9 protein-coding genes and 1 tRNA gene are annotated in these 12,652 nt (G+C 66.6%); 8 read left to right on the top strand and 2 right to left on the bottom strand.

Annotated features, from left to right (window positions below; all coding sequences use genetic code 11):
- The first annotated feature begins 88 nt into the window (after nucleotides 1–88).
- Nucleotides 89–1,534: a pyruvate kinase gene (gene pyk / locus E3T22_RS10210; RefSeq protein ID WP_088456261.1), complete on the top strand. Its 1,446-nt coding sequence runs from the start codon at nucleotides 89–91 to the stop codon at nucleotides 1,532–1,534.
- Nucleotides 1,535–1,797: 263 nt separating this feature from the next.
- Here the strand turns inward: pyk and E3T22_RS10205 are convergent.
- Nucleotides 1,798–1,883: transfer RNA gene (locus E3T22_RS10205), tRNA-Leu, on the bottom strand.
- A gap of 38 nt (nucleotides 1,884–1,921) precedes the next feature.
- Between E3T22_RS10205 and E3T22_RS10200 the strand changes: the two genes are divergently transcribed.
- Nucleotides 1,922–2,527, top strand: coding sequence for an ANTAR domain-containing response regulator (locus E3T22_RS10200; protein WP_066595563.1), 606 nt, complete (start codon nucleotides 1,922–1,924; stop codon nucleotides 2,525–2,527).
- A gap of 90 nt (nucleotides 2,528–2,617) precedes the next feature.
- On the opposite strand, the gene E3T22_RS10195 is transcribed toward E3T22_RS10200, so the two are convergent.
- Nucleotides 2,618–3,058 carry a PaaI family thioesterase gene (locus tag E3T22_RS10195; protein ID WP_134480034.1) on the bottom strand — a complete coding sequence of 147 codons (441 nt, stop codon included), beginning with the start codon at nucleotides 3,056–3,058 and terminating at the stop codon, nucleotides 2,618–2,620.
- 54 nt (nucleotides 3,059–3,112) lie between these two features.
- Here E3T22_RS10195 and polA point away from each other — a divergent pair, with 54 nt between their 5' ends.
- From polA to uvrB, 6 genes are all read left to right on the top strand, one after another.
- On the top strand, nucleotides 3,113–5,809 hold the full coding sequence (polA, locus tag E3T22_RS10190; protein WP_088456259.1) for a DNA polymerase I: 2,697 nt from the start codon (nucleotides 3,113–3,115) through the stop codon (nucleotides 5,807–5,809).
- 26 nt (nucleotides 5,810–5,835) lie between these two features.
- Nucleotides 5,836–7,512 carry a DUF885 domain-containing protein gene (locus E3T22_RS10185; RefSeq protein ID WP_088456258.1) on the top strand — a complete coding sequence of 559 codons (1,677 nt, stop codon included), beginning with the start codon at nucleotides 5,836–5,838 and terminating at the stop codon, nucleotides 7,510–7,512.
- Between the two features lie 10 nt (nucleotides 7,513–7,522).
- Nucleotides 7,523–8,122, top strand: coding sequence for a DUF4166 domain-containing protein (locus E3T22_RS10180; protein ID WP_103479493.1), 600 nt, complete (start codon nucleotides 7,523–7,525; stop codon nucleotides 8,120–8,122).
- A gap of 168 nt (nucleotides 8,123–8,290) precedes the next feature.
- On the top strand, nucleotides 8,291–9,748 hold the full coding sequence (rpsA, locus tag E3T22_RS10175; RefSeq protein ID WP_088456256.1) for a 30S ribosomal protein S1: 1,458 nt from the start codon (nucleotides 8,291–8,293) through the stop codon (nucleotides 9,746–9,748).
- Nucleotides 9,749–9,869: 121 nt separating this feature from the next.
- Nucleotides 9,870–10,514 carry a dephospho-CoA kinase gene (gene coaE / locus E3T22_RS10170; protein WP_088456255.1) on the top strand — a complete coding sequence of 215 codons (645 nt, stop codon included), beginning with the start codon at nucleotides 9,870–9,872 and terminating at the stop codon, nucleotides 10,512–10,514.
- A gap of 9 nt (nucleotides 10,515–10,523) precedes the next feature.
- Nucleotides 10,524–12,587, top strand: a complete 2,064-nt coding sequence (gene uvrB, locus E3T22_RS10165) for an excinuclease ABC subunit UvrB (protein ID WP_088456254.1) — start codon at nucleotides 10,524–10,526, stop codon at nucleotides 12,585–12,587.
- The last annotated feature ends 65 nt before the right edge of the window (nucleotides 12,588–12,652 follow it).

Genomic DNA, 12,652 nt, shown 5'->3' with positions numbered 1-12,652 from the left:
CGTACGAACTGATTCCGCTGCCCATTCTCTCCAACCAACCGAACGCACCAATGCGCCACACCGGCGCGGAAACCGGAGATCCACCAGTATGAGACGCGCGAAAATCGTCGCCACCCTCGGGCCGGCAGCATCCAGCTACGAACAGATCCGCGCCATTATCGACGCCGGCGTTGACGTCTGCCGTATGAACCTGAGCCACGGTGACTACACCGTGCACGAAGGCGTTTACGCCAACATCCGGAAGGCAGCCAACGACTCCGGCCGTGCCGTCGCCGTGATGGTCGACCTGCAGGGCCCGAAGATCCGTCTGGGCAAGTTCGAGGGCGGACCGTACGACCTCGCCGTCGGCGACATCTTCAAGATCACCACCGAGGACATCCTCGGCACCAAGGAACTGTCCGGCACGACCTACAAGGGCCTGCCGAACGACGTCAAGCAGGGGGACTTCCTCCTGATCGACGACGGCAAGGTCAAGGTCGAGGTCGTCGAGACCGACGGCACCGTCGTGACCACGAAGGTCATCGTCGCCGGCCCGGTGTCGAACAACAAGGGCATCAACCTGCCCGGTGTTGCCGTCAACGTGCCTGCCCTGTCCGTCAAGGACGAGGCCGACCTGCGTTGGGGCCTGCGCCTCGGCACCGACCTCATCGCGCTGTCCTTCGTGCGCAACGCGGCCGACATCGACCGGGTGCACGAGATCATGGCCGAAGAGGGCCGCAAGGTTCCCGTCATCGCCAAGATCGAGAAGCCGCAGGCCGTCGAGGCCCTCGAGGGCATCGTCGACGCGTTCGACGCGATCATGGTGGCCCGTGGCGACCTGGGTGTCGAGCTTCCGCTCGAGGCCGTCCCGATCGTGCAGAAGCACGCCGTCGAACTGGCCCGCCGCATGGCGAAGCCGGTCATCGTCGCAACGCAGATGCTCGAATCGATGATCCACAGCCCCGTTCCGACGCGCGCGGAGACGTCCGACGTCGCCAACGCCGTGCTCGACGGTGCTGACGCGGTCATGCTCAGCGGCGAGACCAGCGTCGGCGAATACCCGGTGGTCACCGTTCAGACGATGGCGCGCATCGTGGCCTCCACCGAGGAGCACGGCCTGGAGCGGATCGCACCGCTCACCAACAAGCCGCGCACCCAGGGCGGCGCCATCACGCTGGCCGCCATCGAGGTCGCTGAATTCGTCGAGGCCAAGTACCTCTGCATCTTCACCGAGTCAGGAGACTCCGCGCGTCGTATGTCGCGCCTGCGCTCCTCGATCCCGATGCTGGCCTTCACCCCCGAGGCGAGCATCCGTCGTCGCCTCGCGTTGACCTGGGGCGTGCAGACGTACCTGGTCGACCGGGTGACCCACACCGACTCGATGTTCGGTCAGGTCGACGACATCCTGCTCGGCCAGGGCCTGGCTGAGATCGGCGACAAGGTCGTGGTGATCTCCGGATCCCCTCCCGGAATCGCGGGTTCGACGAACGACATCCGGGTTCACCGCATCGGTGACGCCCACAACGGTGTCGCTCCGGCGTACGCCCAGCAGTAACCAGCAGTACGACAACAGCCCCGCGGAGAAATCCGCGGGGCTGTTGTCGTATCCGTGGCGAAGACCCTCTGGGCGGCCGTGCACGGTCGATGGACGACTGTGCGGTCGACTGACGGACACAATGGACGGATGCGGCGACCGATCGCTGAGACGGGCGTGTGCGGGCGCTGGAGGCCCGGCTGCGGGGGAGGGGGACGCCGATCAGGGACAGAAACACCGCATGCCCGCCGCCGGTGGAACCGGGCAACGGGCATGCGGTGAAGTGGTACCGGTGGTGGGACTCGAACCCACACGTCCTTGCGAACAAAGCATTTTGAGTGCTCCGCGTCTGCCATTCCGCCACACCGGCTCACAACACCTGCACCAGAATACCGTAGGCTTTTGGCTGTGACCGACCAAGAGACAACTCCAGTACCCCCCCGCCGCGTCGTTGTAGCGGAGGATGAATCCCTCATCAGGCTCGACATCGTCGAGATCCTCCGAGACAACGGATTCGAAGTGGTGGGCGAAGCCGGCGACGGTGAGACCGCTGTGGCCCTGGCCACCGAGCTCCGCCCCGACCTGGTGATCATGGACGTCAAGATGCCGCACCTCGACGGGATCTCCGCCGCGGAACGCATCACCAAGGCCCACATCGCCCCGGTCGTACTGCTCACTGCGTTCAGCCAGAAGGAACTGGTCGAGCGCGCGAGCGAGGCCGGCGCCCTGGCGTACGTCGTGAAGCCGTTCACCCCGAACGACCTGCTGCCCGCGATCGAGATCGCCCTCTCGCGGTACAGCCAGATCATCACCCTCGAGGCCGAGGTCGCCGACCTGGTCGAACGTTTCGAGACCCGCAAGCTCGTCGACCGGGCCAAGGGCCTGCTCAACGAGAAGATGGGCCTGACCGAGCCGGAGGCGTTCCGATGGATCCAGAAGGCGTCCATGGACCGCCGTCTGACCATGCACGATGTCGCACAGGCGATCATCGAACAGCTCTCCGCCAAGAAATAGTCGGCCAGCCACAAAGCAGCCGGCACCACCGTCACGAAAAAAGCGGGTCCCTCCGGTGAGGGGCCCGCTTTTTCGTGCTCGCAGAGCGGATCAGCGTGCTGCCGGCTGGTCCAGGATCAGGTTGGTGATGCGGATCGTCGAACAGCGATGGCCCGCATCGTCGGTCACCACGATCTCGTGGGTGGTGAGCGTGCGCCCCAGGTGGATCGGGGTGCACACGGCGGTGACATACCCGGAGGTGGCCGAGCCGGTATGGCTGGCGTTGATCTCGATGCCCACGGCGAGCTTGCCGGGGCCGGCGTGCAGATTGGCCGACATCGACCCGAGCGACTCGCCCATCACCACGTAGGCGCCGCCGTGCAGCAGCATGGCCGGCTGGGTGTTGCCCTCGACGGGCATCCGCGCCACGGCCCTCTCGAGTGAGAACTCGGTGAACTCGATGCCCATCTTGTCGGCCAGGTCGCCGGCGCCGCGTGCCTTCGTCCAGGCGAGGAAGTCGGTGGTGCTCTCGGGCGGGTTCTGCTCGGTCATGGTCACCTCGTGGCTCGGCTCAGCCCCACCGGAGGCGGCTTGTAGGCTGGGACTGTGTCGGAATCAAAAAAGCCTACCCTGATGATCATCGATGGCCACTCGCTGGCGTACCGGGCGTTCCACGCCCTGCCCATCGACAGCTTCCAAACCCAGGACGGGCAGCACACCAACGCCATCCACGGGTTCCTGTCGATGCTGCTGAGCCTGCTCCGCACCGAGAATCCGAGCCACATCGCCGTGGCATTCGATATCTCCCGGTATTCCTTCCGCACCCGCGACTACCCCGAATACAAGGGCACCAGGGCGATCACTCCGTCGGAGTTCAAGGGCCAGGTGCCCCTGCTCCAGGAAGCCCTCAAGGCCCTGAATATCACCACCCTGACCAAGGACGACTACGAGGCAGACGATATCCTCGCGACGCTGTCGGTCCGCGGCACCGCCGAGGGCTACGACGTCTTCGTGGTGTCCGGCGACCGGGACACGATCCAGTTGGTCAACGACACCGTCACCCTGCTCTACCCGGCCAGCCAGGGCGTTTCGGCGCTGACCAGGTATGACCCGGCCAAGGTGCGCGAGAAGTACGGCATCGCCCCCGAACAGTACCCGGACATCGCCGCGTTGGTCGGCGAGACCAGCGACAACCTGATCGGCATCAGCAAGGTCGGCGAGAAGACGGCCGTGAAGTGGCTTGAGAGGTTCGGCAGCCTCGACGCGATCCTCGAGCACGCCGACGAGATCACCGGCGTTGTCGGCGCCAACTTGCGCGAGCAGAAGGACAATGCGATCCGCAACCGCCGCCTCAACCGGCTGGTCACCGACCTCGACCTGCCCGTCGAGCTGCGCGACCTGGTGCGCGGACCGATCGACGAGGACGCCGTGCGTGAGGTCTTCGGGCGCCTGGAGTTCCGCACCCTGCTGGACAGGGTGATCAAGCTCGAGGCCAACGCCAACGGCAATGGCAACGGGACCGCCACCGGTGACGCCGCCGGCGCGGCTCCGGTCACCGAGGTCCCCGCGGCGGCGAAGGCACCGGTGCAGCGCGAACTGCTCGACGAGGAACTCGCCACCTGGCTGGACCGGGTGACCACGACCGGAACCGCCCTTTCCGTCACCGTTGAGCTCCTCAACGGCCTGCCGATCGGCTTCGGCCTGGCCACGGCCACCGAGACCGCGACGGTGGCCTGGCAGCCCGGTCGGGCCGATTACCGGCCGCTCGAGGAATGGCTCGCGGGCCCGAGCCCCAAGGTCATGCACGACGCCAAGCCGCAGGTGAAGGCCCTCACCCGCGCCGGCCTGGTGCTGAACGGATTGGCCATCGACACCCTGGTGGCCGGTTGGCTGCTGCGCCCGGGCGGCCCTGACAAGACTCTCGCCGACCTCGTCAAGCGCTACCTCGACGAGACCGTGCCCGTCGTCGACCCCAACCAGCTGGTGCCGGATGAGAGCGTCGCCGGCGGCGTCGCCGTGGACTCCTGGTACACGGTGCGCCTCGCCGCCGCCGTGACCGCGTTGCTCGACTCGGGTTCGCGAACCGTTCTGACCGACATCGAGATGCCCACCCTGATGACACTGGCAGCCATGGAACTGACCGGCGTCGCGGTCAATCACACCGAACTCGCGGCCCTGTCCGTACAGCTGGGCGACACCGCAGCGGAGCTCGCGGCCGGCGCCTACGCCCAGATCGGCCGCGAGGTCAATCTCGGTTCTCCCAAGCAGCTGCAGGAGGTGCTCTTCGATCAGCTGGGCATGCCGCGCACCCGGGCCAACAAGACCGGCTTCACCACGGATGCCGGCGCCCTCGCCGATCTGCAGGCCAGCAACCCGCACCCGTTCCTCGACCTGCTCCTGAAGCACCGGGACGCCACGAAGCTGCGCCAGATCGTGGAAACCCTGGACCGGGCCATCGACGACACCGGCCGCATCCACACCACCTACGTGCAGATCGGCACCGCCACCGGCCGGATCTCCTCCACCGACCCGAACCTGCAGAACATCCCCGTCCGCACCGAGGAAGGCCGCCGCATCCGGGCCGCGTTCCATGCCGGGTCCGGCTCCGAAAGCCTCCTCACCGCCGACTACTCGCAGATCGAGATGCGCATCATGGCGCACCTCTCCGAGGACGCCGGCCTCATCGAGGCGTTCAACGCCGGCGAAGACCTGCACAGGTTCGTCGGCGCCAGGGTCTTCGGTGTCGCACCTGAGGACGTGACCGGGGAGATGCGCAACAAGGTCAAGGCCATGTCGTACGGGCTTGCCTACGGGCTCAGCGCCTTCGGCCTGTCCAAGCAGCTGCGCATCGAATCGCGCGAGGCCAAGCAGCTCATCGCCGACTACTTCGCCAGGTTCGGCGCCGTACGCGACTACCTGCGCCGGGTGGTCGAGCAGGCCAAGGTCGACGGCTACACCACGACGATCTTCGGCCGCCGCCGGCCGTTCCCCGAGTTGAACAGCCCCAACCGGGTGCTGCGGGACAACGCCGAACGGGCCGCTCTGAACGCACCCATCCAGGGTTCTGCCGCCGACCTGATGAAGATCGCGATGAACAACATCGCGCTCGACCTGCGCGAACAGGACCTGCAGAGCCGCATGATGCTTCAGGTTCACGACGAACTGATCTTCGAGGTCGCCCCGGGGGAGTGGGACGCTCTGCAGCACGTCGTCACCCAGCGGATGGAGTCCGCGGCCGACCTGCTGGTGCCGCTGGACGTGCAGGTGGGCCGCGGGGCCAACTGGGACGCCGCAGCGCACTGACCTGGGCCATGTCCTAGGCTCGGGGGATGACTCTGAACGAAGGCCGGACACCCACCCCCGTCGACCAGATCGCCGAGGGGTGGGTCGACACCCTGGTGTCGCTCGATCCCACTGTGGGCACCTATATCGGCCGGTCGGCGGACGGTTCGGGCTTTGCGGACTATTCGCCGGACGGCCACGCCGCCTACGTGCAGGCCGCGGCCGCCACCATCCGGCTGCTGGACGACAGCGTCCCGGTCGACGACGTTGACAGGGTCACCCGCACCGATCTGCGCAGCAGCCTCGCGCTGGACCTGGAGAGCTCCGCCGCCGGCCTGCAGCTGCGCGACCTCAACGTCATCGCGTCACCCGCGCAGGGCATCCGCGAGGTCTTCGACCTCATGCCCACCGCCACGGTCGAGGATTGGCGCAACATCTCCGCGCGCCTGGGCGCCGTGCCTGCGGCCATCACGGGCTACATCGAAACCCTGCGCCTCGGCATCGAGCAGGGCACCACGCCGGCCCGGCGGCAGGTGCGCGAGGTGCTCGACCAGGCCAGACGCAACGCCGCCAACGACGGGTTCTTCAACCACTTCGTCGCCGACGCCGGCCTCGAGCACGGTTCGCTGCCGGCCTCCCTGGCCACCGACCTCGGTGCCGGAGCCCACGCGGCGGCCACCGCCTACGAGCGGCTGGCGACGTTCCTCGCCGACGAGCTCGAGCCCCGTGCCACCGAGCAGGATGCCGTCGGCCGGGACCTCTACGCGTTGAGGTCGCGGCACTTCCTCGGCGCCACCATCGACCTCGACGAAACGTACGAGTGGGGCATCCAGGAACTCGCCCGCATGACAGAGGAACAGGAGAGCGTGGCCAGGCAGATCAAGCCCGGCGCCACCGTTCTCGAGGCGATCGCGTTCCTGGACACCGACCCGGCCCGGAAGTTGCACGGCACCGACGCCCTGCAACGCTGGATGCAGGAGACCAGCGACCGGGCCGTCGCCGAACTCGGCGCCACCCAGTTCGACATTCCCGAGGAGATCCGCCGTCTGGAGTGCCTGATCGCCCCCACCCAGGAGGGCGGCATCTACTACACCGGACCCACCGATGATTTCTCCCGCCCCGGCCGGATGTGGTGGTCGGTGCCCGTCGGCGTCACCGAATTCGACACCTGGCGCGAACTCACCACGGTCTATCACGAGGGAATCCCCGGCCATCACCTGCAGATCGGCCAGGCGGTTTACAACCGGGCGTCCCTGAACACCTGGCGCCGCCAGCTGGCCGGCACGTCTGGCCACGCGGAGGGCTGGGCGCTCTACGCCGAGCGGCTGATGGAGCAGTTGGGCTACCTGGACGATCCCGCCGACAGGCTCGGCATGCTCGACGGGCAGCGGATGCGCGCTGCCAGGGTCGTGCTCGACATCGGAGTGCACCTGGGCAAGAAGGTGCCGGACGGGTCGCAGACCTGGACCGCCGACTACGCCTTCGACTTCCTGGCCGGAAACGTGAACATGAACGACGGCTTCGTGAAGTTCGAGGTGAACCGGTACCTCGGCTGGCCCGGCCAGGCACCGTCGTACAAGGTGGGCCAACGCATCTGGGAGCAACTGCGCGATGACGCCAAGGCCCGCGAGGGAACCGGCTTCGACATCAAGGAGTTCCACCGCCGCGCCCTCGACCTCGGCGGGGTCGGCCTCGACACCCTCCGGTCGGCTTTGCAGAACTGACCCGGTGCCGATGCCGTCGCCGTACGAGGCCGCCCTCGGCGGTGACCTGACGGGACTGCACCCACAGCTGCGCGCCTACTTCACGGCTATCCCGGCCGGTCGGCACGGCCTCGGCCGGGGGACCTTCGACAGGGTCGGCACCCCGCGGCGCTGGCTGTGGCCGGTTCTGGCGCTGCTGGCCCGCGACGCTGTGCTGTTCCCGGTTTGGGAACACGACGTGCCCTTCCTGGTCGTGAACCGGCCGGGACCCGATCGGGTGCATGCTGTGCGCCGCTTTGAATTTCCGGCCGGGTCCCGCGACATGATCGATGTCATCGGCGCGGATGCCGGCGGCCTCGCCGACCGCCTCGGCCGGAGCGGACGCCTGGAAACCCGCCTTGACGCCCGCATTGTCGACGGTGCCCTGCACCTGGATTCCGCAGGTGTCTACGTGCACCTCGCCGGTCGCCGGGTTCCGGTCCCACGGCTGTGCGCGCCCCTGGTTCACCTGACGGAACGCTTCGACGACGGTGACCAGCGGCAGCACGTGCAGGTCACCGTGAGCCTGCCGTTCGTCGGGCGGGTATACGAATACTCGGGGTCCTTTCGGTACTCGATCGAAGACGCGTGAGATGCGTTGCCGCCGCCGCCGAGAACGGGTTGCCGGGGCGCTCCCGAAACAGCTAAGCTTTACTGTCACGCTTGTGACGAATTAGCCGCTGCCAGTCGCGGATCTTGAACACGTATCGCACGACCTTCCCTTCTGGCCCGAATATGTCCATCCTGGAGCAACTACTACATGACAATCGCAACGACCGAACGGGCACCCAAGCAGGTCGCCATCAACGACATCGGATCTGCTGAAGACTTCCTTGCCGCGGTCGAAAAGACTCTGAAATTCTTCAACGACGGCGACCTCATCGAGGGCACCGTTGTGAAGATCGACCGCGACGAGGTCCTCCTCGACGTCGGCTACAAGACCGAGGGTGTCATCCCCTCCCGCGAGCTCTCCATCAAGCACGACGTCGACCCCTCTGAGGTCGTCAAGGTCGGCGACCTGGTCGAGGCACTCGTTCTTCAGAAGGAAGACAAAGAAGGCCGTCTCATCCTGTCGAAGAAGCGCGCTCAGTACGAGCGTGCATGGGGCGACGTCGAGAAGATCAAGGAATCCGACGGAGTCGTCACCGGTTCGGTCATTGAGGTCGTCAAGGGCGGGCTCATCGTCGACATCGGCCTGCGCGGCTTCCTGCCGGCATCGCTCATCGAGCTTCGCCGTGTTCGCGACCTGACCCCGTACCTGGGCCAGGAGATCGAGGCCAAGATCCTCGAACTCGACAAGAACCGCAACAACGTCGTCCTGTCGCGCCGCGCCCTGCTCGAGCAGACGCAGTCCGAGAGCCGCACCACGTTCCTCAACAACCTCCAGAAGGGACAGGTCCGCAAGGGCGTCGTCTCGTCGATCGTCAACTTCGGTGCGTTCGTCGACCTGGGTGGCGTTGACGGTCTGGTACACGTCTCCGAGCTCAGCTGGAAGCACATTGAGCACGCCAGCGAGGTCGTCGAGGTCGGTCAGGAAGTCACCGTCGAGATCCTCGAGGTCGACCTGGACCGCGAGCGCGTTTCTCTGTCGCTCAAGGCCACGCAGGAAGACCCGTGGCAGGTCTTCGCCCGCACCCACGCCATCGGCCAGGTTGCACCGGGTAAGGTCACCAAGCTCGTCCCCTTCGGCGCGTTCGTTCGCGTTGCAGAGGGCATCGAGGGCCTGGTCCACATCTCCGAGCTGTCCGGCAAGCACGTCGAACTCGCCGAGCAGGTTGTCTCTGTCGGCGACGAGGTGTTCGTCAAGGTCATCGACATCGACCTGGAGCGTCGCCGCATCTCGCTGAGCCTCAAGCAGGCCAACGATGGTGTCGACCCCGAGGGCACCGAGTTCGACCCGGCACTCTACGGAATGCTCACCGAGTACGACGACCAGGGCAACTACAAGTACCCCGAGGGCTTCGACCCGGAGACCAACGAGTGGCGCGAAGGCTTCGACTCCCAGCGCGAGAAGTGGGAGCAGGACTATGCTGCAGCCCAGGCTCGCTGGGAAGCACACAAGAAGCAGGTCGCATCCGCGAACGACGAGATCATCGCCCCCGGCGATGTCGCGTCCGCAGCCGGTAACTCGTTCACCAGTGAGGCTGCCGGAGCCGGCACCCTCGCCGACGACGAGGCGCTTGCCGCACTGCGCGAGAAGCTGTCCAGCAACAACTAGAAGCTGGCAACAACTAGCAACTAGCATCACCTGCCCGGCGCATGCCGGGACCAGCACAGGCCGGGCCCTTCGGGGTCCGGCCTGTTCCGGTTAAGCAGCGCCCCTCCGTTAGCATGGGGCGGTGTACTTGATTGGGTTGACCGGCGGGATCGCATCGGGCAAGAGCACCGTGGCGAAGCGATTCGCCGAGCACGGAGCCGCGGTGATCGACGCCGATCAGCTCGCCCGGGCCGCCGTGGCGCCGGGCACCGATGCGCTGGCCCATATCGCCGACATCTTCGGCCCCGAAGTCATCGCCGAGGACGGCAGCCTCAACCGCGCCCGCCTGGGCTCGATAGTATTCGGCAACCCCACCGCCCTCAGCGTCCTCAACAACGTGGTCCACCCCGCCGTGCGTGCGCTCTCCAGCGCGGCCATCGCCGCCGCCGAGCGCGCCGACCCTGAGGCCGTCGTCGTCTACGACGTTCCCCTGTTGGTTGAGGCGTCCGTCGGCCACCCCTTCGACCTGATCGTGGTCGTCCACGCCGAAGCCGAGACTCGGGTGCGCCGCATGGTCGAGCTGCGCGGCATGCCGGAAGACGACGCCCGCCGCCGGATCAGCGCCCAGGCCGGCGACGCCGACCGCCTCGCCGTCGCCGACGTCGTGATCGACTCGATGGGCTCCCTCGACGAGACCCTGGCCCAGGTCGACCGGCTGTGGGATTCGAAGCTTCGCGCAAACCACCGGCCCGCCCACTCCGACTCCAGTGTCGGTGGCGCTCCTTAGACTGGAAGCATGGAACCCACCCGCGCCGTTCATCCCTTCGAGGTCGTGAGCGAGTACACGCCCAGCGGCGACCAGCCCGGCGCCATCGCCGAACTCACCGGCCGGATCAACGCCGGTGAAACCGACATCGTGCTGCTCGGCGCCACCGGAACCGGCAAGTCCGCGACGACAGCCTGGCTGATCGAGCAGGTACAACGCCCCACCCTGGTCCTCGCCCACAACAAGACCCTGGCCGCGCAGCTTGTGAACGAGTTCCGCGAACTGATGCCCAACAACGCCGTCGAGTACTTCGTGTCGTACTACGACTACTACCAGCCGGAGGCGTACGTGCCGCAGACCGACACGTTCATCGAGAAGGACTCCTCGATCAACGAGGAAGTCGAACGGCTCCGGCACTCCACCACCAACTCGCTACTCAGCCGACGCGACGTCATCGTCGTCTCCACGGTGTCCTGCATCTACGGCCTGGGCACCCCCGAGGGTTACCTGGAAGCCATGGTGGCGCTGCAGGTCGGCCAAAAGGTTGACCGGGACTGGCTGATCCGCAAGTTCGTGGCCATGCAGTACCAGCGCAACGACGTCGACTTCTCCCGCGGCCACTTCAGGGTGCGCGGCGACACCATCGAGATCATCCCGATGTACGAAGAACTCGCCATCCGCATCGAGATGTTCGGTGACGAAATCGAGGCGCTCTACAGCCTGCATCCGCTCACCGGCGATGTCGTGCGAAAGCTCGATGCCGTGTCGGTGTTCCCCGGTTCCCACTACGTGGCCAGCACCGACGTCATGCAGCGGGCGATGGTGACGATCAAGGAAGAACTGGAGGAACGGCTGGGCCAGTTGGAACGCGAGGGCAAGCTGCTGGAAGCACAACGCCTGCGGATGCGGACCACCTTCGACCTGGAGATGATGGAACAGATCGGATTCTGCTCCGGCATCGAGAACTACTCCCGGCACATCGACGGGAGAAGCGCGGGGGAGCCCGGGCACTGCCTGCTCGATTACTTCCCCGACGACTTCCTTGTGGTCATCGACGAGTCCCATGTGACGGTGCCGCAGATCGGCGCCATGTTCGAGGGCGACTCGTCACGCAAGCGCACCCTGGTCGAGCACGGGTTCCGGTTGCCCAGCGCGCTGGACAACCGCCCGCTCAAGTGGAACGAGTTCAAGGGCCGGGTCGGCCAGACCGTGTACCTCTCCGCCACCCCCGGCAAGTACGAGATGGGCATCGCCGACGGCATCGTCGAGCAGATCATCCGCCCGACCGGTCTGATCGACCCGCAGATCATCGTCAAGCCGTCCGCCGGTCAGATCGATGACCTGCTCGAGCAGATCCGTCTGCGCGTCGAACTCAACGAGCGGGTGCTGGTGACCACCCTGACCAAGAAGATGGCCGAGGAACTCACCGACTTCCTCACCGAGGCCGGCGTTCGGGTGCGGTACCTGCACTCAGACGTCGACACCCTGCGCCGGGTGGAGCTGCTCACCGAGCTGCGCCAGGGCCTGTACGACGTGCTGGTGGGCATCAACCTGCTCCGGGAGGGCCTCGACCTGCCCGAGGTGTCCCTGGTGGCCATCCTCGACGCCGACAAGGAAGGGTTCCTGCGCTCGTCCACCTCGCTGATCCAGACCATCGGTCGCGCCGCGCGCAACGTCTCCGGCGAGGTGCATATGTATGCCGACAGGATGACCGACTCGATGGCCAGGGCCATCGACGAGACCGACCGGCGCCGGGAGAAGCAGGTGGAGTACAACACCCTGCACGGCATCGATCCCACCCCGCTCCGCAAGCGCATCGCCGACATCACCGACGCGCTCTCCCGCGAGGAGGCTGACACCGCCGAGCTGCTGGCCGGCCGTGACGCCCGCCGCCGCAGCCCCACACCGTCGGTGCGCAAGGGCCTCGCGGCCAACGGCGCCAACGACCTCGAATCGATCATCGCCGACCTCAACGCCCAGATGCTCGAGGCCGCCGGCGAACTCAAGTTCGAATTGGCCGGCAGGCTGCGCGACGAAGTGTCCGAGCTCAAGCGGGAGCTGCGTCAGATGGAGAAGGCCGGCCACCTGAGCTAGCGGGTCGGGCGGCACTGCGCTGTCGGTGGCACTGCGGTGTCGGTGGTACTGCATAGACTCGAATG

The organism is Cryobacterium sp. TMB3-10 (genome assembly GCF_004402305.1).
Taxonomy (GTDB): domain Bacteria; phylum Actinomycetota; class Actinomycetes; order Actinomycetales; family Microbacteriaceae; genus Cryobacterium; species Cryobacterium zongtaii.
The sequence above is the reverse complement of the archived record's forward strand: the minus strand, read 5'-3'. Positions and strand labels throughout refer to the sequence as shown.

Excerpts from the sequence above, each read along its gene's own strand:
- pyk (WP_088456261.1), top strand. The coding sequence starts at position 89 with ATGAGACGCGCGAAAATCGTCGCCACCCTCGGGCCGGCAGCATCCAGC.
- E3T22_RS10195 (WP_134480034.1), bottom strand. The coding sequence starts at position 3,058 with ATGACCGAGCAGAACCCGCCCGAGAGCACCACCGACTTCCTCGCCTGG.
- E3T22_RS10185 (WP_088456258.1), top strand. The coding sequence starts at position 5,836 with ATGACTCTGAACGAAGGCCGGACACCCACCCCCGTCGACCAGATCGCC.
- E3T22_RS10180 (WP_103479493.1), top strand. The coding sequence starts at position 7,523 with ATGCCGTCGCCGTACGAGGCCGCCCTCGGCGGTGACCTGACGGGACTG.
- rpsA (WP_088456256.1), top strand. The coding sequence starts at position 8,291 with ATGACAATCGCAACGACCGAACGGGCACCCAAGCAGGTCGCCATCAAC.
- uvrB (WP_088456254.1), top strand. The coding sequence starts at position 10,524 with ATGGAACCCACCCGCGCCGTTCATCCCTTCGAGGTCGTGAGCGAGTAC.